The sequence below is a fragment of the Gilliamella sp. LMG 34359 genome, assembly GCF_984569085.1.
This window is the reverse complement of record NZ_OZ474906.1, coordinates 96,479-116,031: the sequence shown is the minus strand read 5'-3', so window position 1 is coordinate 116,031 and position 19,553 is coordinate 96,479. Positions and strand designations below refer to the sequence as shown.

The following is a 19,553-nucleotide window of genomic DNA, read 5'->3' as shown; positions in this document are numbered from 1 at the left end:
CCTTAAGATCAAAAATGAGTTGATGTATTTTTAATCTTAATCAAAATAGCCATTCTATTAATGATTTTTTCTGAAAAACTAGATATAGTTTTCTCTGATTTTTTATAAAAATCCTATTAATAATTTGTATAAATTTCCTAAATATATTGACAGTTAATATCCATAAAATAACATTTAAAAAGCATAAATAAGTTTTCGTAGTGAATATAAGGAAAATCATGAAAAAAGGATTATTAGTCATATTATCAGTCTTATTTTCTTCTGCAGTTTATGCCAATCCATGCAAACTATATTGGTCTATGGAGAGTTATGAAAAAGCCTTTACTCCGTGTAAAGTAAAAGCAGAACAAGGTGATGCCGAAGCTCAATATAATCTGGCATTCATGTATCACGATGGTAAAGGGGTTAAAGAAGATCTACAAAAAGCTTTATTTTGGTATTTTAAGTCAGCTGAACAAGGTAATACTAATGCACAAAATAATTTAGGGAATATGTATTATTACGGTGAAGGAGAACAACAAGATAAAGTAAAAGCGCTAAATTGGTATACAAAAGCCGCCGAGCAAGGTCACATAGATGCACAATATAATTTAGGGTTTATGTATAAAAACGGTGATGGAGTAGAACAAGATAAACAAAAGGCAGTATATTGGTTTACAAAAGCAGCAGAAGAAGGTGATTCCGACTCACAAAACAATTTAGCGGGTATGTATAAACGAGGTGATGGCGTAGAACAAGATAAAGAAAAAGCTGTAAATTTGTATATAAAAGCGGCGGAGCAAGGTAACTTTGCCGCCCAATATAATTTAGCGTTTATGTATTATGAAGGTAATGGCGTAGAACAAGATAAGCAAAAGGCGGTATATTGGTATACAAAAGCAGCAGAACAAGGTCATCCTAGATCACAATATAATTTAGCGCTTATGTATAGTGAAGGTTATGGTATAGAGCAAGATAAACAAAAGGCTGCATATTGGTATATAAAAGCTGCCGAACAAGGTCATTCTACCGCCCAATATAATTTAGCGATTATGTATAAAGAAGGTACAGGCTTAGAACAAGATGAGCAGAAAGCGTTATATTGGTATACAAGATCGGCAGAACAAGGATTTGCTGACGCCCAAAACAATTTGGGGAACGCGTATTATTACGGTAAAGGTGTAAAGCAGGATAAAATAAAAGCGATAAATTGGTATACAAAAGCGGCGGAACAAGGTAATTCTAGTGCCCAATACAATTTAGCACTTATGTATTATGAAGGTGAAGGCGTAAAACAAGATAAGATAAAAGCGATAAATTGGTATACAAAAGCGGCGGAACAAGGTCATTCTAGTGCCCAATACTATTTAGCGCTTATGTATGATGAAGGCGATGGTGTTAAGCAAAATAGATCCTTAGCACAAAAGTATTACCAACAAGCCTGTGATGGAGATTCTCAAGAGGCTTGTAATAAATTAAAGCAATTAACAGAATAATTAAATTATTTCAGAAAACATTTTAAATCACCGTTTTTCACAAAAAGCACTCTACGAGTGCTTTTTCTATTTTCCCTTAAGATCAAAAATGAGTTGAGGTATTTTTAATCTTAATCAAAACATCCATTCTATTAATGATTTTTTCTAAAAAACTAGTTATAGTTTTCTTTGATTTTTTTATAAAAATCCTACTAATAATTTTGTATAAATTATTCTAAATACATCGATAGTTATTATCACTAAAATAACATTTAAAAAGCATAAATGAGTTTTGGTAGGGAATATAAGGAAAATTATGAAAAAAGGATTATTAATCATATTATCACTCTTATTTTCTACTTTATTTTATGCAACCCAATGAAAAATATATTTTTTATGGGAGTGATTAACAAACCTTTACGCCCAATAAAGTAGAATTAGGGTAAGGTAATGCCGATATCCATATATTTTAGCGCTTATGTATGATGAAGGTGATGGTATGGAGCAAGATAAACCAAAGGCGTTATATTGGTATAAAAAAGACGCTGAACAAGGCAATCCTAACGGCTAATATAATTTAGCGTTATGTATAGTGTGATGGTGTTGAGTAAAACAAATCATTAGCTAATGAGTATTTTAAACAGTCTTGTGAGTAAAGTCTTAAAAAATATTTTAATAAATCAAAAAATTAACCATGATTTTTAATGAAAAATCACTTTAGATTATTAAGGTGATTTTCTTTTAATGTTTATGAACATTAGATTAATTTATCTTCGATCACCATTATCTTTTAAATATAGATTGGCAAAATAGGGGGTATTTTGATCTGCACCAGCCATGCGTTTGGTTGCAAGATTGGTAATTTTATCAACGATATCCATTCCTTTAAATGATTTTTCCTAAAATGGTATAACCATTTTTCTGATAATTAAAAAAACCATAATGATGGCTATTTTATATATATATATTTATATATAATCAATAACATAAAAATATTAATGCTGGTTTTAACCAGTATAGGAAATACAATGAAAAAATATTTATCTGCGGGGTTGTTAGTCGTATGTTCTTTTTCAATTTATGCGAGCGAGTGCATTAGCCATATTGAGCAAAAAAATTTTAAAAAAGCGCTTGATAAATGTACACAAGAGGCGACAAAAGGTGATAATAAAGCTCAATACTATCTAGGCGTTATGTACGATGAAGGTGCTGGCGTAGAACAAGATCAACTAAAAGCAGTATATTGGTATACAAAAGCAGCAGAACAAGGTGAGCCTAATGCCCAATATAATTTAGCACTTATGTATAATAACGGTGATGGCATAGAACAAGATAAACAAAAGGCGGTATATTGGTATACTACAGCTGCGGAGCAAGGTCATACTAAAGCACAATACCAGTTAGCGGTTATGTATTATGAAGGTGATAGCGTAAAGCTAGATAAACAAAACGCAGTATATTGGTACACAAGAGCTGCAAAGCAAGGTGATTCTAGATCACAGTATAATTTAGCATTTATGTATAATAATGGCGATGGCATAAAGCCAGATAAACAAAAAGCTATATATTGGTATACTTTAGCTGCGGAGAATGGTCATTCTAAAGCCCAATATAATTTAGCTCTTATGTATAATAATGGTAATGGCATAGAGCCAGATAAACAAAAGGCGCTATATTGGTATACTATAGCTGCGGAGCAAGGTCAATCTAGCGCGCAATACAATTTAGCCCTTATGTATCATCAAGGAGATGGCATAAAACAAGATACGCCAAAGGCTATATATTGGTATACTAGAGCAGCGGAGGAAGGAGAATCCGATGCCCAATTTAATTTAGCGCTTATGTATAGTAATGGTGATGGCATAGAGCAAGATAAACAAAAGGCGGTATATTGGTATACAAAAGCCGCAGAACAAGGTCTCTCCAGAGCACAATATAATTTAGGGAATATGTATTATAAAGGAGATGGCATAGAGCCAGATAAACAAAAGGCAGTTTATTGGTATATAAAATCGGCAAAACAAGATGAGTCTAACGCCCAATATAATTTAGCGCTTATGTATGATATGGGTGTAGGCATAGAGCTAGATAAACAAAAGGCAGTATATTGGTATACAAAAGCCGCAGAACAAGGCCATTATGGTGCACAATTTAGTTTGGCTATTAAATATTATTACGGTGAAAGCGTAGAACAAGATAAAATAAAATCTGTATATTGGTTTACAAAAGCCGCAAAGCAAGGAAATGCTGAAGCACAATACAATTTAGCGCTTATGTATGCTCAAGGTGATGGCGTTGAGCAAAATAAATTTCTAGCTAAAGAGTATTTTAAACAGTCTTGTGAACAGGGGGTTAAAAAAGCTTGTAATAAATTAAAAAAATAATCCTATTAGTTGATGAAAAATCACCTTACATCATTAAGGTGATTTTCTTATAATGTTTATCAACATTAGATTAATTTATCTTAATTTTCAATCACCGTTGCCTGTTAATATAGATCGTCAAAACAGATATATTTTGATGTCTACCCCCATGCGTTTGGTTGCAAGATTAGCAATTTTTCCAATGACGTCCATTCCTTTAATGTTTTTCATAAAACGGCATAACCGTCTTTTTCTGATGATTAGTTAATAAAAAAACAATAATAATGGCTATTTTCTATACACAATTTTATATATAATTAGTAAGATAAAAAAATATCAATCTCTGTTTTAACCTGTATAGGAAATACTATGAAAAAATATATATCTACTGGGTTATTAGTTCTATGTTCTTTTTCAATTTATGCAAATGACTGCACTTCGTATTATGAGCAAAAAAATTATAAAACAGCATTTGATGAATGTACACAAGAGGCGGCGAAAGGCGATAATAAAGCGGAATACTATTTAGGCGTTATGTATAATAAAGGTGCTGGCGTAGAACAAAATGAAGAAAAAGCAGTTTTTTGGTTTACAAAAGCAGCAGAACAAGGTCATCCCGGCGCACAATTTAATTTAGCGGTTAAATATAATGACGGTAAAGGCATAAAGCAAGATAAGCAAAAAGCGTTATATTGGTATACAAAAGCAGCAGAACAAGGTGATTCTAAGTCACAATATAATTTAGCGAGTATATACTATGAAGGTACTGGCGTGGACCAAGATAAGTTGAAAGCAGTATATTGGTTTACAAAATCGGCAGAACAAGGTGAGTCTAGAGCGCAATTTAATTTAGCTCTTATGTATAGTGGTGGCCATGGTATAGAGCAAGATAAACAAAAGGCGATATATTGGTATACAAAAGCAGCAGAGCAAGGTGAGCCTAACGCGCAAAACAATTTAGGGAGTATATATAAAAACGGTGATGGTGTAGAACAAGATAAACTAAAAGCTATAAATTGGTATACAAAGGCAGCAGAACAAGGGCAGTCTACCGCTCAATATAATTTAGCGGATATGTATAATATCGGTGATGGCATAAAACAAGATAAACAAAAGGCGATATATTGGTATACAAAAGCAGCAGAACAAGGTGATTCTATCGCCCAATATAATTTAGCGCTTAAATATTATGAAGGTAATAGCATAAAAAAAGATAAACAAAAGGCGATAGATTGGTTTACAAAAGCGGCAGAACAAGGGATGCCTAGCGCACAATTTAGTCTAGGTTTTTTGTATAGTCATGGTGATGGTATAAAGCAAGATAAGCAAAAAGCGTTATATTGGTATACAAAATCCGCAGAACAAGGTAATGCTGACGCGCAGAACAATTTAGGCAGTGCGTATTATCAAGGAATAGGCGTAACACAAGATAAAATAAAAGCAATAAATTGGTTTAGCAAAGCCGCGGAGCAAGGTCATTTAGATGCCCAATATAATTTAGGGCATATGTATGAGGTAGGAGACGGCATAAAGTCAGATAAACAAAAAGCGGTATATTGGTATACAAAAGCGGCGGACGGAGGAGATGTCGAGGCACAATATAATTTAGCGCTGATATATGAGAAAGGTAATGATATTGAGCAAAACAAATCTTTAGCTAAAAAGTATTACCAACTAGCTTGTGAAGGGCATTATCAAAAGGCTTGCTATAAATTAAGGTAATTAAAAAAATAATTAAATTATTTTCGACAATCATTTTAAATCAACGTTTTCACAAAAGCACTCAAAGTGAAGTGACCCCATAAAGTTGGACACTTTTATTAAGCGGCTTGTAAGGCCTGATTTCGATATTCAACCGGAGTCAGGCCTTTTAATTTGGCCTTAATCCGTTTGGTGTTGTAGTATTCTATATATTCTTCTATTTTTTCAATCAATTCATCTGCATCTTGAAAGCATTGTCCATGGTACATTTCTGATTTTAATAGACCAAAAAAGTTTTCAGCTACCGCATTATCTAAACAATTTCCTTTTCTGGACATACTTTGTTTGATGCCATTATTAGCTAGTAGCTTCTGATAATGGCAATTTCTATATTGCCAGCCTTGGTCACTATGTAGTAACGGTTTTTCACACTGTTTTAATCGTGATATCCCTTTTTTAAGCATATCTGTCACCAAGGTCAAACGTGCATTTTTAGCCACCATATAAGCGATTACTTCTTGATTATATAAATCGATAATGGGCGATAGGTAAATTTTCTGTTCATTTACCTTAAATTCTGTGACATCCGTTACCCATTTTTCATTTGGTCTCGATGATTCAAAATCTCTTTTAAGATAATTAGCTACTGTTTTACCTGTCTCTCCACGATAAGAACGATATTTTTTAGGTCTTACTGTCGATTTGAGATTAAGTTGACCCATTAAGCGTTGTACCGTTTTATGATTGAGCTTAATTCCTTCATTTATCAACGCTAAATGAATTCGGCGATAACCATAACGCCCTTTATGTTCATGGTAAATCGATTCAATACGTTTTAACTCATTTTCATAAGCAGACGGGGTTTTCAACCTATTAACATGATAATAAAAAACACTTTTTGCCAGTTTTGTTGCTGATAGTAAATGTTTTAAGGAATACTGATATTTAAGAGCTAAAACAACTAACGTTTTTTCTTTGTTTGTTGTCGTTTTGCTTGCTTCAGCTCTTCTAACTTTTTTAGAACAGCATTCTCTGCTCGTAGATAAGCAATTTCTTCTTTTAATGCTTCAATTGTTTTTTCATCATCACTGTGAGTGGATTCAATACCGGGGTGCTTCATACAGGGTCTTCCTCTGGAACGATATTCAAGCCCTCGGAAACCTTTTTTATGATATCTATCAAGCCAAACAAATAGAAGCCCGGGGGAACTTAAATTAAGCATAGCACTAGTGTGCCCGAGAGACCAATTATTTGTCCACATTAATTTTAGTGCTTGTAATCTTGCTTCGGCATGACGTAAATGAGGTGTTGGTTGAAAGGCGTTACCCCCATGAATCGCAACCACTTGGGACCAATATCGAATCTGACTAGAAGATATCGCATATTTTTTTGAAAGAATTACTGATGATTCTCCTGATAAGAATTCATTAGCTATGATAATTTTTAAATCTCGACTATATTTTGACATAAAAAGACCCTCAGTAATTGGTTGTCCAACTATTGGGGGTCACTTCAAAGAGTGCTTTTTTATTTTTTCAATATTAAGAATGAATTGATGTCGTTATAATTTTAATAAAGGGTATTTACTTTATATTGATTTTTTCAGAAGAAAATAGCCATATTGTTATGGCACCATTAGTTTGGTTGGTATATTTACCACTGTTACCCACAATATCTCTTTTTTTAATGACTTTAGTCATAACACAATAGCTTCATTTTATGTGATCGGTAATTAAGAAAATCAATATTAATTATTTTACATACTTTTATGTAAAACGTTGGTAAAATAAACAAGTATTAATGTTTGCTGCAATAGGAATAGGAGAAAATGAAAAAATATTTATCTTTTTGGAGTATTAATTCTATTTCCTTTTTAAATTTATGCAAACGAATGCATTACATATATTAATAAGAAAATTATAAAAGGCATTTAATCAATGCATATAAGAGACGAGCAAAGGTAATAATAAAGCTAAATACGATCTAAAGGGAGGTTGTATGAAAAAAGATGACGAAAAAACAGTATCTTGGTATACAAAAGCAGCACAACAGGGTGATAGTAATGCTCAACTTGAGTTAGCTTTTATGTATTATAATGGCGATAACATAGAACAAAGTAAATCTGAAGCGGCATATTGGTTCGCTAAAGCGGCAGAACAAGGTAACCCAAATGCACAATACAATTTAGCGGTTATGTATGATCAAGGTGATGGCATAGAAAAAGATATATCAAAGGCGGTATATTGGTTTACAAAAGTAGCGAATTTCGGTTACTCCAAGGCACAAAATAATTTAGCGGTTAAATATTATAGAGGTGAAGGCGTAGAACAAGATAAACAAAAGGCGGCATATTGGTTTGCGAAAGCAGCTGAGCAAGGTAATTTCCTTTCACAGTTCCATTTAGCGGTTATGTATGATACAGGTGATGGTGTAGAACAAGATAAAACAAAAGCTGCATATTTGTATACAAAATCCGCAGAGCAAGGAAATTCTTACGCACAAAACAATTTAGCGCTTATGTATGAGAAAGGTGATGGCGTAGAACAAGACAAATTAAAAGCTTTAAATTTGTATACCAAAGCTGCGGAGCAAGCTAACCCCAGTGCATGCTACAATTTAGCCGCTATGTATGATAAAGGTGATGGCATAAAACAAGATAAAAAAAAGGCAGTATATTGGTATATAAAAGCTGCAGAAAAGGGGTATGCTAATGCACAATATAACTTAGCGCATAATTATTTTAATGGTAATGGTGTAGAACAAGATAAACAAAAGGCAGCATATTGGTATACAAAAGCAGCTGAGCAGGGATACTTAAGCGCACAATACAATTTGGCGATTATGTATGAGAAAGGTGATGGCGTTGAACAAAACAAATCATTAGCTAAAAAGTATTTTCAACTGGCTTGTGATGGGGGGCTTAAAATAGCTTGTGATAAATAAAAAACAAGCCTATTTTTTGATGAAAACCACCTTAAATCATTAAGGTGGTTTGCTTGAGGTGTTTATTAATTTTAGAACAACTTATTGTTTATCTTCGATCACTGTTGCCTTTTTAATATAGATTGGTTCAACAGGCACATTTTGATGAGGTCCTACGCGTTTGGTTGGTACATTCACAATGTTATCAACGATGTCCATTCCTTTAATAACTTTGCCAAAAACAGCATAACCATATTTTTCCGGACTTTGGTAGTTAAGAGAATCATTATTTACAACATTGATGAAGAATTGGCTAGTTGCACTATTGATTGCATTAGTTCTTGCCATTGCGATAGTTCCGCGATCGTTTTTCAAACCGTTATCAGCTTCATTTTTGATTGGTTGTTTCGCCTCTTTGAATTTTAATTGATCATCAGCACCACCACCTTGAATCATAAATCCAGGAATGACACGATGGAAGGTTAAGTTTTCATAGTAACCGCTATTGACATACTCAAGAAAGTTTTTTGTGGTAATTGGAGCAAGTTGGCTATCTAATTCAACTTCGATATCCCCTACGCTGGTTTGTATTAATACTTTGGTATCAGCTAAAGAGACGGTAGAAAAAAGGCTTAATAACAGCCCTATAAATAACAGTTTGATTTTTCTCATTTTATAAATCCTTATTATTATATTGTCGGCAAATTATACCGAATATTGGTTTAATTGAAATCATTAATATGAAAAATTATCTAAAATTTTGTTTGGCAGATCGCAATACTTTGCTAAATGAGAAAAAAATAATTTTTATTCGCTATAATTGAAAATGTTAATAAAGTTATATTTTATTTAATGACTATTTTATCTCATTTCTTTGAAAAAATTCTGCTCCTCAACTTTTGATGCTGAATAAAGAATTGTTATGCGATGTATTTTATGTAATATGCCATTAATGTTATCTCACCATGGAATTTGTAGTGAGTGTGTTAAAAATTTGCCAAAGCTTAATAAGGTTTGCCATCGATGTTGTCTTCCTCATTCATTAGCAACCAAAGAGTGCTACCGATGTCGCGAAAATAACCCTTATTGGGACGACATGGTTGCCGTGACAGATTATATTGAACCATTAAAAAAATTAATCCAACATTTAAAATTTCATAAAAAAGTAGAGTTAACTAACGCATTAGCCAGATTGATGTTTTTAGCGTGGTATCAACGTCGATTGATCGATAGTCTCGTTAAACCTGATATAGTGACTTGTGTCCCTCTACACCATTTTCGTTATTGGTTTAGAGGTTTTAATCAAGCGGCATTGTTAGCTAAACCAATAGCCAGGTGGTTAAAGCGAGATTTTCAACCGCATCTGTTATCAAGAAAACTAGCCGCACATGATCAAAAGAATCTATCACTCAAGCAGCGAATGAGTAATGTAAAAACACTTTTTAAGTGTCACTCTGATTTAACTAATCAATCGGTAATGCTTATTGATGATATCGTTACTACCGGAAATACGGTAAATGCCATTAGCCAGCAATTAAAAGAGCGTGGAGCAATCCATGTGCAGGTCGTTTGTTTGTGTCGGACAGTCTTGTAAAATCCAAAACACCCCCTATAATAACCAAGAAAGTTAGTCAACTATTATCGATGACATTAGCCGTAATTAATGTCAGTCGTGTCTAAGTGAGGGATTATGTCTATTATTACCATTTCTGAATCAGCTCAACAACATTTTAAAAAATTACTTGCTAATCAGCCGGATGGTACTCAAATTCGGGTTTTTGTTATTAATCCTGGTACACCATCTGCTGAATGTGGCGTTTCCTATTGTCCGGCTGATACTATTGAAGATAGTGATATTGAAGAACAACAACAAGCCGGTTTTTCTGTTTATATTGACGAGATTAGCGCCCCCTTTTTAGAAGAAACCGTGATTGATTATGTCACTGATGAATTAGGTTCGCAATTAACCTTAAAAGCACCTAATTCAAAAATGAGAAGAGTTGCAGATGATGCTCCGTTAATTGAACGGGTCAATTATGTTATTCAAGCCCAAGTGAATCCTCAATTAGCTAGTCATGGTGGTCATGTTAGCTTGGTAGAATTGACTGAAGATAATTATGCAATATTACAATTTGGCGGTGGTTGTAATGGTTGTTCAATGGTTGATTTTACTCTAAAAGAGGGGATTGAAAAGCAGTTGCTCGCTGAATTCCCTGAACTGGCAGGAGTTAAAGATATTACCGAACATCAAGCAGGAAGCCATTCTTATTGTTAAAAAATTTTCGATTTAAACCTTGCTTATTGCTAGGATTAAGTCATAATCGCATGATGTCTGCCAATTCACTTTATGATGGGGTTTTATGAATCAAGTTAGTATTATTTCAGATCTTATCGTTTGGATTGAAAAAAATTTGGAGCAGCCCTTATCCATTGATAATGTTGCCCAAAAATCAGGTTATTCAAAGTGGCATTTACAACGGATGTTTAAAGAAGTAACAGGACAAGTACTTGGTACTTATATTCGTCACCGCAGGTTAACTTATGCGGCATTATCTTTGCGAATGACAAGTAAACCTATTTTAGATATTGCTATGCAATATCGTTTTGATTCACAACAAACTTTTACCCGATCTTTTAAAAAGCAATTTAATGAAACACCTGCAAGTTATCGTCGTGGGGAATTCTGGGATCCAACTGGCTTAACCCCTGCTATTGAATTAAATAAAAATCGGCTTTCTTTACCTGAACCTAAATTTGTTAATATGCCGAAACAAACCTTTTGGGGAATTTCATATAAGAACAATTGTAATTTGAGCCAAATTTTAGATGAGGAAAATAAGTTAAGATCACAGTTTTTTCATAATTATCTATCTCATTATGAGCACAATAGTAACAGTTTGCCAGACAAAATCTTTGCTTTTAGTCGTATTTTAAAAAGTAGAGATAATGCCAATGAACAAGAACTTTTATATACAATTGCTTTAGAGCACAATAATAATCTTGAGCATATCGAACCAATTGTTAGTGATGGTGGTTTGTATCTGTGCTTTAAATATATTGGTTCACCAGAGGATTTTAGTGATTTTATTTCTCAAGTTCATTTAGCGGCGATGCCAGCTTTAAAAGTGAGATTGCGTAGTTCAAGTTGTTTAATTGAAATTCATCACAATCATCATGATGATACCATTAAATGTTTTAAAGATATCCATAGTATGGAATGTGATTATTGTGTTCCGGTAGTGGCTGATGAAGAAGTCAATATTCAATCAAATTTATCGTTATAATATGTTATAACTAGTCATCATGAATATTGACAAGCTTTTAGTCATTGGTATTCAATAGAATCTTTTCTAACCAGGCTTTAAATTCAGGTGTTGCTTCTTTTAAACTATTTGACCCTCGGGTGACGGTGGCAATACCGATTTTTAGTTGATCTTTAAGTTGGCGCTGATTAATTGAACCGTCAAGTAATGAGCGCACAATTTTTACTCTGGTGATTAAAGCATCGCGTTCATCGGCGGTCATCAGTAGTTTTAATATATCTAATGAATAACCGCTATTAAAAGCTTGGTGTAATATTTCAACCGTTTGGTTCCATTCTTTAGTTTTCATGTAATGTACCATTAGTATTGTCTATTAAATTCGTTTTTTGTCAGTATATGAGGTTTCTTTTCACCTAAAATATGCTGATAAATATGATCATATACTAATACACTTTTGACATAATTTCGGGTTTCATTAAAAGGAATACTTTCAATAAATGCGATAGCATCAAGTTTTCCATTACTGTTATTCAACCATTTTTTTACTCGGTTTGGGCCAGCATTATAGGCAGCAGAAGATAAAATACGATTATTATTATTTTGTAAATAAACGTTGTTTAAATAATAAGTGCCTAAATGTACATTAGTTACCGGCTCTAACAGTTGTTTAGGTGAATAATAGGTAATATTGCTGACCTTTTTGGCTGTGTCTTTAGCGGTTGCTGGCATTAATTGCATTAAACCACTGGCGCCCACTGGTGATTTTACTGTGGCGTCAAATGCACTCTCTTGCCGTGTAATGGCTAAAGCGTAAGATAATGGGATCGCTTTATCCTTTAATGCTTCATTATATAAGTTTTTATACATGATAGGTAGGCGTTCTGTCCAATTATCCCATAATTTGCCAGCTATTGTTGCTTGAATACTAAGATCGCCCCAACCTTTATGATAAGCATATTTGGCTAAATCTAAATATTCGCTTTCTTGTGTTTGGTTATTTAGTATATAGCGCCACTCTTGCTTGGATTCAGCTAATAGACCTAAAAGTCTCAACTCTTCAATTCTAATAACAAATGGTTGTTGGTCATATTTGTTTTTTAAAGAACTTACTTCGGCAGTTGGTAGCTTTTTAGATAAATTATTAATTATGTAAGGTTGATTCAGTGTTTGTGCACTGACCATTCCATAAAAACCACGTTTATTGGCTAACGATTTTAGGATTTTTTTGGCTTCATTGGTTTTCTTGTTATTGAGTAATACCCGTGCATGCCAGTATTGCCACTCTTCTTTTAATTGGTCTGCTGGAGGTAATTGTGTTATCCAATACGCAATGTCTTGATAGTTATTGGCATCAATAGCTATACGAATACGTTTTTCAATTAATGGGGTGTCATGACTTTTGGTTAGATAATTGTCTCGCCATTTGCTTTGTTCTTTCGTCACAGAATCACTAAAATAACTATTCGCTAAACTACTTTGTAATCTATTTTGTTCTTCATCAGTTAAATTCTGTTTTTTTATCAGTTGAGGTAGCAATGCTGCCGCAAGATTTTTGTCTGCTTTGACTAAGCGAGGATAAAATGCTAAGACAATTTTTTTTGTAAAAGTGCTAGTATTTATATTTTGCGAAAATTGTTCAAGTTTGCGCGGATCATTAAAAACAGCTAATAAATAACTTTTGGTGGTTTGATAATTATCATCTAATAAACTGGTTAAATGACGTGCTAGTTTTACATTATTTTTTTCAAGTGCAAGTTCAATACGTAACAATATAAGATGAGAAGTGCGTTTTCCACTTTTTGACCATGCGTCTAATAATGGATCACAGGCTGAAGGTAACTCATTTCCCGTTAACCATAGGGACTCGACACTATCTAATGCCGATTTATCATTATTTTTTTGTAATTTGGCATATTGATATCGACAATCAGCGACAGTGGAATTGTCTTTAGGGAAAGAGATAATCGCGTTCCAATCTTGGCGATTAGTTAGTTCGGTTAAATAAGCTTGAGTTAATGATGAAGTTAATGGAAAGTCATCATATTTTTTTACAAATTCACTCACCGATTGTGGTGATACCTTTTTAATATTAGTTTGAAAAAATTGAACAGCAGCATAAGGATAAAGTGGGTAATGCTTCAATTGCTTTAGTAATGCCTGTTGCTCATCAAAACTTAGTGATTGATAAGTGTTTTGCCATTTTTGATAATTTTGTCGCCAATCATTTTGCGATGGGTCTGCAAATACACTATTTGCTAATAAAGTAGTGCTTAATATCAAACACCAACGTATAACTAAATTCATTGCTTAACTCCTTTATCAAATCTGTTTAATAGATTAGCATATTTGCTTATATTTCGTCGATGACCAACTAATAACTTAATTCCCACTAAAATAGTCAAGTAAATACTTGACTAAAACTGAAGGATATATAAAATATTGATTATTAAATATAGGGGAATGAGTAATGAAATTGACATCAAAAGGGCGTTATGCAGTGACAGCTATGTTAGATGTAGCTTTGCATTCAGAATCAGGCCCTGTATCACTTGCTGATATTTCTGAACGTCAGGAGATCTCACTATCTTATTTAGAACAACTATTTTCTCGATTGCGTAAAAATGGTTTAGTTTCGAGTGTTAGAGGTCCTGGTGGCGGTTATGTACTTGGTCGTAGTATGGATCAAATTGCGATTAGTGCAATTGTTAAAGCGGTTAATGAAACTGTTCACGCAACCAAGTGCCATGGACATACTGGATGTCAAAAAGGTGTAAGATGTCTTACTCATAGTTTATGGAATGACTTAAGTGAACGAATTAATGATTTTTTGACCAGTATCACGTTAAGCGAATTAGTTAATCACCAAGAGGTGAGATCCGTAGCTGAGCGACAAAGTCATCTCCATCACAACAGAATTAATTAAAGAAATAAAAGACAGAATTTGTAATTGGGAGTAATTAATGAAATTGCCTATCTATATGGATTATGCAGCTACCACGCCTGTAGATCCAAGAGTAGCGGAAAAAATGATGCAATATTTAACACCGGATGGTGTTTTTGGTAATCCCGCTTCACGTTCCCATAAATTTGGTTGGCAAGCAGAAGAAGCTGTCGACATAGCACGTAACCAAATCGCTGATTTAATTGGTGCCGATTCACGTGAGATTGTTTTTACATCAGGCGCGACAGAAGCTGATAACTTAGCCATTAAAGGTGCCGCACATTTCAATCAAGCTAAAGGTAAACATATTATTACCTGTAAAACGGAACATAAAGCTGTGCTTGATACTTGCCGTCAATTAGAACGAGAAGGCTATGAAGTAACCTATTTAGCGCCTGAATCTGACGGTATTATTGATCTTGATAAACTTGCCGCAGCGATGCGTAGTGATACTACTGTGGTATCGATTATGCATGTTAATAACGAAACCGGCGTCATTCAAGATATCGAAAAAATTGGTGAGATGTGCCGTGAAAGAGGTATTGTATTTCATGTTGATGCAACCCAAAGCGTCGGTAAATTACCTATTGATCTGTCTAAATTAAAAGTCGATCTTATGTCATTTTCAGGCCATAAAATTTATGGGCCTAAAGGGATTGGTGGGCTTTATGTTCGGCGTAAACCTCGCGTGCGTATTGAAGCGCAAATGCATGGTGGTGGACATGAACGTGGTATGCGTTCAGGAACGCTACCGGTTCATCAAATTGTTGGTATGGGCGAAGCTTATCGCCTAGCTAAAGAAGAAATGGCTACCGAAATGCCGCGTCTTTTGGCATTAAAAAACCGTTTATGGAATGGTTTAAAAGATATCGAAGAAGTTTATCTTAATGGTTCTTTAGAACATAGTGTCCCTAATATATTAAATGTAAGCTTTGCTTATATTGAAGGTGAATCACTTATGATGGCTTTAAAAGATTTAGCTGTATCATCAGGTTCAGCCTGTACATCTGCAAGTTTAGAACCATCTTATGTATTACGAGCATTAGGACTTAACGATGAACTAGCACATAGCTCAATTCGATTCTCATTTGGACGATTTAGTACCGAAGAGGAAGTCGATTATGTGATTAAGTTAATTAAAGATTCTATCGATAAATTAAGAGAGCTTTCACCGCTTTGGGAAATGTTTAAAGATGGTGTTGATTTAACTAAAATTAAGTGGTCAGCCCATTAAAATTAGGAGCAAGTTATGGCATACAGTGAAAAAGTCGTTGATCATTATGAAAATCCGCGCAATGTTGGTTCTTTCGATCAGAATGATCCGAATGTTGGTAGTGGAATGGTTGGAGCACCAGCATGTGGTGATGTAATGCGATTGCAAATCAAAGTTAATGATAGCGGTATTATTGAAGATGCCAAATTCAAAACTTATGGTTGTGGTAGCGCTATTGCTTCTAGCTCGTTAGTTACTGAATGGATTAAAGGTAAATCATTAGATGAAGCCGAAGCGATTAAAAATACCGATATCGCTAAAGAGCTTGCGTTGCCACCAGTTAAAATTCACTGTTCGATTTTAGCCGAAGATGCGATTAAAGCGGCAATCGATGATTATAAAACTAAAAAAGGACAACGCTAATGGCAATCACATTAACTAATAGTGCAGCCAATCGAGTACAGGCCTTTTTAACTAATAGAGGAAAAGGTGTTGGACTTAGACTAGGCGTAAAAACATCTGGCTGCTCAGGTATGGCTTATGTTCTTGAGTTTGCTGATGCTATTAATGACGATGATAGTGTTTTTGAAGATAAAGATGTCAAAGTTATCGTTGATAAAAAGAGCTTAGTTTATATTGATGGCACTGAGCTTGATTTTGTTAAAGAAGGTCTCAACGAAGGCTTTAAATTCAATAATCCCAATTCGCACAATGAATGTGGTTGTGGCGAAAGCTTTAATGTTTAATTGGGATATGAATTGTGACTAATTATTTTGAACTATTTCAATTACCGATTAAATTGCCCATTGATAGTGGTCAGTTAACGGTCAACTATCAACAGCTACAACGGCAATATCATCCTGATAATTTTGCTCAGGCAACAGATAATGAAAAAGTGGCTATCATTCAAAAGTCGGCAATGATCAATGATGGCTATCAAACGCTAAAAAATCCGCTAAAAGCGGCTGAATATTTGTTATCTTTACAAGGTGTTGATGTTGCTACCGAACAAAATATTATTCACGATGCCGATTTTTTAATGGAACAATTTAGCTTACGTGAAAAATTGGATGATATTGAAAGCCAAAATAATATTGAACTTTTAGATGATTTTCATTCGGAAATTTCGCAACGAGAAAAACAGGTCTATCAACAGTTATTGGGTGATATTTCACAACAAAATTGGCAAGCCGCACTTAATCAAATCTATAAAATCCGCTATCTGGCTAGGTTGATTGAACAGATCGAAAAGTTACAAGAAAAGCAATTTGCTTTATAATTCAAGATTAAGTAACACATCAATTAGAGATAGATCAAATGGTATTATTACAGATTAGTGAACCAGGACAAACACCAGAACCTCATCAGCGTCGCGTGGCAATTGGCATCGATCTTGGCACAACTAATTCTTTAGTCGCAACTGTTCGCAGTGGAACATCCGAAGTTTTGCCTGATTTAGAAGGCGATGCTTTATTACCTTCAGTCGTGCATTATGGTGTTGATCATGATGATAATACGATTATAACTGTCGGCAAAAATGCTAAAACCAATGCGGCAAGCGATCCATTAAATACCGTCAGTTCAATAAAACGCTTAATGGGTAGAAGTTTATCGGATATTGATCTTACTCGTTTCCCTTATAGTTTTTCACAGACTGATAATGGTGTACCTTTATTAAATTTACCTAATCAACAGGTTAATCCCATACAAGTTTCATCTGAAATTTTGATTGCTTTAGCCGATCGCGCTAAACAGAGTTTAGAAAGTGAAATTGATGGGGTGGTAATAACTGTACCTGCTTATTTTGATGATGCGCAAAGGCAAGCAACTAAAGATGCGGCTAAATTAGCCGGGCTGTACGTTTTAAGATTATTGAATGAACCAACCGCTGCCGCAATCGCTTATGGTTTAGATTCAGGCAAAGAAGGTGTGATTGCGGTTTATGATTTAGGTGGTGGTACGTTTGATATCTCTATTCTGCGCTTACATAAAGGGGTGTTCGAAGTTTTAGCCACCGGTGGCGATTCAGCGCTTGGCGGTGATGATTTTGACCAGTTGCTTGCAGATTATCTAAAAAAACAGTTAGGTTTAGAAAATAATACTGATCCCCATATAAACCAAAAAATTATCGATGAAGCGGTTAAAATTAAAGTTGTATTAAGCCAGCAAGATTCTGCTTTAGTGAATATAGAAGGGCAGTCTTTAACAATAAGCCGTAAACAATTTGAAGACTTAATTGAGCCTTTAATTAAACGAACTTTGGCTGTTTGTCGCCGAGCATTAAAAGACGCGCAAATTGATTTTGACGAAGTGAGTGAAGTTGTGATGGTCGGTGGTTCAACCCGAGTGCCATTAGTAAGACAATTGGTCGGTCATTATTTTAAAACTGAACCTTTAACCTCGATTGATCCAGATAAAGTTGTTGCCATTGGTGCCGCAATACAGGCAGATATACTGGTTGGCAATAAACCTGATTCAGACATGTTATTGCTAGATGTTATTCCTTTATCTTTAGGTATTGAAACAATGGGGGAATTAGTTGAAAAAATTATTCCTCGTAATAGCACCATTCCATGCGCTAGAGCACAAGAGTTTACCACATTTAAAGATGGGCAAACGGCGATGATGATTCATGTTTTACAAGGTGAACGTGAAAGCGTTGCTGATTGCCGATCATTAGCAAAATTTACTTTAAGAGGTATTCCGCCTATGCCTGCAGGTGGTGCGCATATTCGAGTTACCTTTCAAGTCGATGCTGATGGTTTATTGAGTGTCACGGCGATGGAAAAATCGACCGGGGTTGAGGCTGCAATACAAGTTAAACCATCTTATGGACTAACCGAAAATGAAATTGCAACCATGATTCAAGATTCAATCAATTATGCAAATCAAGATAAACAAATAAGAATGCTTGCTGAGCAGAAGGTGGAAGCGGCTAGAGTACTTGAAACATTGCAAACCGCTTTAGATAAAGATGCCGATTTATTAGATGAAGAGGAACTTAATCTCATTTTAAAAGCTCAACATCAATTACGGCAAGCCACTGAATCTAATGATTGTTATTTGATTGAGCAGCAAATTAAACATGTTGATAATGTAACGCAAACTTTTGCTGCAAAACGTATGAATAGATCAATACGTGATGCCTTAACTGGGCATAGCGTTGATGATATTTAACCAATGAGATTATTATGCCAAAAATTACCTTTTTACCAAATGCCGATCTTTGCCCTGAAGGAAAAACTGTAGAGGCAGAAGAAGGCGAATCCATTTTAGAAGTTGCTTTGCGCAATGATATCGAAATAGAGCACGCTTGTGAGATGTCTTGTGCTTGCTCAACTTGTCACTGTATTGTCCGAAAAGGATTTGATTCGCTAGAAGAAAGCGATGAACAAGAAGATGATATGCTAGATAAAGCTTGGGGAGTTGAACCACATAGTCGTTTGAGTTGCCAAGCTCGAGTAGCCGAGGAAGATCTTGAAGTCGAAATTCCAAGATATAGCCTTAATCACGCCAAAGAAGATCATTAATCAGTCGCCTTTATGGCGACATAATTTTGTTTAAAAACCTCATCTCTCAACTTTTTCTTGTGATAATTATCACATTTCAGCTATCAAGTGTATTTGCTTGCTTTTAACTTGATCATGATTCTGCTATAGTCAAAGACTAAACATGTGCTTAAAAATAAACAGGTGT

20 protein-coding genes and 1 pseudogene are annotated in these 19,553 nt (G+C 34.5%); 16 read left to right on the top strand and 5 right to left on the bottom strand.

Translation table 11 applies throughout. From position 1 onward, the window contains the following. Positions 1 to 218 precede the first annotated feature (218 nt). The 4 genes from AC5LXV_RS00615 to AC5LXV_RS00600 all read left to right on the top strand — a co-directional run bounded on the left by AC5LXV_RS00615 (position 219) and on the right by AC5LXV_RS00600 (position 5,539). A complete protein-coding gene (locus AC5LXV_RS00615) occupies positions 219 to 1,475 on the top strand; it encodes an SEL1-like repeat protein (protein WP_493467089.1) in 1,257 nt (418 codons plus the stop codon). A gap of 445 nt (positions 1,476 to 1,920) precedes the next feature. Next, entirely contained in the window at positions 1,921 to 2,025 is a 105-nt protein-coding gene (locus AC5LXV_RS00610) for an SEL1-like repeat protein (protein ID WP_258363889.1), read from the top strand. Positions 2,026 to 2,482: 457 nt separating this feature from the next. Then, positions 2,483 to 3,838, top strand: a complete 1,356-nt coding sequence (locus AC5LXV_RS00605) for a tetratricopeptide repeat protein (protein ID WP_493467088.1) — start codon at positions 2,483 to 2,485, stop codon at positions 3,836 to 3,838. 348 nt (positions 3,839 to 4,186) lie between these two features. Continuing rightward, positions 4,187 to 5,539, top strand: a complete 1,353-nt coding sequence (locus AC5LXV_RS00600; RefSeq protein WP_493467087.1) for an SEL1-like repeat protein — start codon at positions 4,187 to 4,189, stop codon at positions 5,537 to 5,539. 98 nt (positions 5,540 to 5,637) lie between these two features. Here the strand turns inward: AC5LXV_RS00600 and AC5LXV_RS00595 are convergent, their stop codons facing one another. Both AC5LXV_RS00595 and AC5LXV_RS00590 read right to left on the bottom strand, forming a co-directional pair. Next, on the bottom strand, positions 5,638 to 6,582 hold the full coding sequence (locus AC5LXV_RS00595; RefSeq protein WP_493468019.1) for an IS3 family transposase: 945 nt from the start codon (positions 6,580 to 6,582) through the stop codon (positions 5,638 to 5,640). Continuing rightward, positions 6,480 to 6,986, bottom strand: coding sequence for a helix-turn-helix domain-containing protein (locus AC5LXV_RS00590; RefSeq protein ID WP_493467086.1), 507 nt, complete (start codon positions 6,984 to 6,986; stop codon positions 6,480 to 6,482). Before AC5LXV_RS00590 ends, AC5LXV_RS00595 begins: the two co-directional genes overlap by 103 nt. Before the next feature lie 527 nt (positions 6,987 to 7,513). Here AC5LXV_RS00590 and AC5LXV_RS00585 point away from each other — a divergent pair. Together AC5LXV_RS00585 and AC5LXV_RS00580 are read left to right on the top strand one after the other, a co-directional pair. Then, a pseudogene (locus AC5LXV_RS00585) lies at positions 7,514 to 7,996 on the top strand (tetratricopeptide repeat protein); the annotation flags it as partial. Then, entirely contained in the window at positions 7,979 to 8,461 is a 483-nt protein-coding gene (locus tag AC5LXV_RS00580; protein ID WP_493446484.1) for a tetratricopeptide repeat protein, read from the top strand. The pseudogene AC5LXV_RS00585 and the gene AC5LXV_RS00580, both read left to right, overlap by 18 nt. Before the next feature lie 81 nt (positions 8,462 to 8,542). On the opposite strand, the gene AC5LXV_RS00575 is transcribed toward AC5LXV_RS00580, so the two are convergent. Then, the gene (locus tag AC5LXV_RS00575) at positions 8,543 to 9,112 is read right to left on the bottom strand and encodes a peptidylprolyl isomerase (protein WP_110432396.1); all 570 of its coding nucleotides are present in this window, start codon (positions 9,110 to 9,112) and stop codon (positions 8,543 to 8,545) included. A gap of 250 nt (positions 9,113 to 9,362) precedes the next feature. Between AC5LXV_RS00575 and AC5LXV_RS00570 the strand changes: the two genes are divergently transcribed. The 3 genes from AC5LXV_RS00570 (at position 9,363) to robA (ending at position 11,724) form a co-directional block, all read left to right on the top strand. Beyond that, on the top strand, positions 9,363 to 10,034 hold the full coding sequence (locus AC5LXV_RS00570; RefSeq protein WP_110432397.1) for a phosphoribosyltransferase family protein: 672 nt from the start codon (positions 9,363 to 9,365) through the stop codon (positions 10,032 to 10,034). A gap of 102 nt (positions 10,035 to 10,136) precedes the next feature. Continuing rightward, the gene (nfuA, locus tag AC5LXV_RS00565) at positions 10,137 to 10,715 is read left to right on the top strand and encodes a Fe-S biogenesis protein NfuA (protein ID WP_493453104.1); all 579 of its coding nucleotides are present in this window, start codon (positions 10,137 to 10,139) and stop codon (positions 10,713 to 10,715) included. Positions 10,716 to 10,800: 85 nt separating this feature from the next. Continuing rightward, positions 10,801 to 11,724: an MDR efflux pump AcrAB transcriptional activator RobA gene (robA, locus tag AC5LXV_RS00560; protein WP_110432398.1), complete on the top strand. Its 924-nt coding sequence runs from the start codon at positions 10,801 to 10,803 to the stop codon at positions 11,722 to 11,724. 37 nt (positions 11,725 to 11,761) lie between these two features. Here robA and trpR read toward each other — a convergent pair whose 3' ends face one another. Then, positions 11,762 to 12,052, bottom strand: coding sequence for a trp operon repressor (gene trpR / locus AC5LXV_RS00555; protein WP_219999643.1), 291 nt, complete (start codon positions 12,050 to 12,052; stop codon positions 11,762 to 11,764). A gap of 11 nt (positions 12,053 to 12,063) precedes the next feature. Then, entirely contained in the window at positions 12,064 to 14,007 is a 1,944-nt protein-coding gene (gene sltY / locus AC5LXV_RS00550) for a murein transglycosylase (protein WP_493467085.1), read from the bottom strand. Positions 14,008 to 14,170: 163 nt separating this feature from the next. Between sltY and iscR the strand changes: the two genes are divergently transcribed. From iscR to fdx, 7 genes are read left to right on the top strand one after another with little or no spacing between them, the layout of a single operon-like run. Then, positions 14,171 to 14,626, top strand: a complete 456-nt coding sequence (gene iscR / locus AC5LXV_RS00545) for a Fe-S cluster assembly transcriptional regulator IscR (protein WP_110432401.1) — start codon at positions 14,171 to 14,173, stop codon at positions 14,624 to 14,626. A gap of 37 nt (positions 14,627 to 14,663) precedes the next feature. After that, positions 14,664 to 15,878, top strand: coding sequence for an IscS subfamily cysteine desulfurase (locus AC5LXV_RS00540; protein WP_110432402.1), 1,215 nt, complete (start codon positions 14,664 to 14,666; stop codon positions 15,876 to 15,878). 15 nt (positions 15,879 to 15,893) lie between these two features. Beyond that, positions 15,894 to 16,280: a Fe-S cluster assembly scaffold IscU gene (iscU, locus tag AC5LXV_RS00535; protein WP_493460997.1), complete on the top strand. Its 387-nt coding sequence runs from the start codon at positions 15,894 to 15,896 to the stop codon at positions 16,278 to 16,280. After that, positions 16,280 to 16,603 (top strand): iron-sulfur cluster assembly protein IscA, encoded by a 324-nt coding sequence (iscA, locus tag AC5LXV_RS00530; RefSeq protein ID WP_110432403.1) that lies wholly within the window; start codon positions 16,280 to 16,282, stop codon positions 16,601 to 16,603. The genes iscU and iscA overlap by 1 nt, the downstream gene beginning before the upstream one ends. Before the next feature lie 14 nt (positions 16,604 to 16,617). Beyond that, the gene (gene hscB, locus AC5LXV_RS00525) at positions 16,618 to 17,136 is read left to right on the top strand and encodes a co-chaperone HscB (protein ID WP_493467084.1); all 519 of its coding nucleotides are present in this window, start codon (positions 16,618 to 16,620) and stop codon (positions 17,134 to 17,136) included. Positions 17,137 to 17,174: 38 nt separating this feature from the next. Next, positions 17,175 to 19,034: a Fe-S protein assembly chaperone HscA gene (hscA, locus tag AC5LXV_RS00520; RefSeq protein WP_493467083.1), complete on the top strand. Its 1,860-nt coding sequence runs from the start codon at positions 17,175 to 17,177 to the stop codon at positions 19,032 to 19,034. A 14-nt stretch (positions 19,035 to 19,048) separates the two neighbouring features. Beyond that, on the top strand, positions 19,049 to 19,387 hold the full coding sequence (gene fdx / locus AC5LXV_RS00515) for an ISC system 2Fe-2S type ferredoxin (RefSeq protein WP_493467082.1): 339 nt from the start codon (positions 19,049 to 19,051) through the stop codon (positions 19,385 to 19,387). The last annotated feature ends 166 nt before the right edge of the window (positions 19,388 to 19,553 follow it).

Excerpts from the sequence above, each read along its gene's own strand:
- AC5LXV_RS00615 (WP_493467089.1), top strand. The coding sequence starts at position 219 with ATGAAAAAAGGATTATTAGTCATATTATCAGTCTTATTTTCTTCTGCA.
- AC5LXV_RS00590 (WP_493467086.1), bottom strand. The coding sequence starts at position 6,986 with ATGTCAAAATATAGTCGAGATTTAAAAATTATCATAGCTAATGAATTC.
- iscU (WP_493460997.1), top strand. The coding sequence starts at position 15,894 with ATGGCATACAGTGAAAAAGTCGTTGATCATTATGAAAATCCGCGCAAT.
- AC5LXV_RS00605 (WP_493467088.1), top strand. The coding sequence starts at position 2,483 with ATGAAAAAATATTTATCTGCGGGGTTGTTAGTCGTATGTTCTTTTTCA.
- AC5LXV_RS00600 (WP_493467087.1), top strand. The coding sequence starts at position 4,187 with ATGAAAAAATATATATCTACTGGGTTATTAGTTCTATGTTCTTTTTCA.
- iscA (WP_110432403.1), top strand. The coding sequence starts at position 16,280 with ATGGCAATCACATTAACTAATAGTGCAGCCAATCGAGTACAGGCCTTT.
- hscA (WP_493467083.1), top strand. The coding sequence starts at position 17,175 with ATGGTATTATTACAGATTAGTGAACCAGGACAAACACCAGAACCTCAT.
- AC5LXV_RS00540 (WP_110432402.1), top strand. The coding sequence starts at position 14,664 with ATGAAATTGCCTATCTATATGGATTATGCAGCTACCACGCCTGTAGAT.
- fdx (WP_493467082.1), top strand. The coding sequence starts at position 19,049 with ATGCCAAAAATTACCTTTTTACCAAATGCCGATCTTTGCCCTGAAGGA.
- AC5LXV_RS00570 (WP_110432397.1), top strand. The coding sequence starts at position 9,363 with ATGCGATGTATTTTATGTAATATGCCATTAATGTTATCTCACCATGGA.
- robA (WP_110432398.1), top strand. The coding sequence starts at position 10,801 with ATGAATCAAGTTAGTATTATTTCAGATCTTATCGTTTGGATTGAAAAA.
- trpR (WP_219999643.1), bottom strand. The coding sequence starts at position 12,052 with ATGAAAACTAAAGAATGGAACCAAACGGTTGAAATATTACACCAAGCT.
- sltY (WP_493467085.1), bottom strand. The coding sequence starts at position 14,007 with ATGAATTTAGTTATACGTTGGTGTTTGATATTAAGCACTACTTTATTA.
- iscR (WP_110432401.1), top strand. The coding sequence starts at position 14,171 with ATGAAATTGACATCAAAAGGGCGTTATGCAGTGACAGCTATGTTAGAT.
- AC5LXV_RS00575 (WP_110432396.1), bottom strand. The coding sequence starts at position 9,112 with ATGAGAAAAATCAAACTGTTATTTATAGGGCTGTTATTAAGCCTTTTT.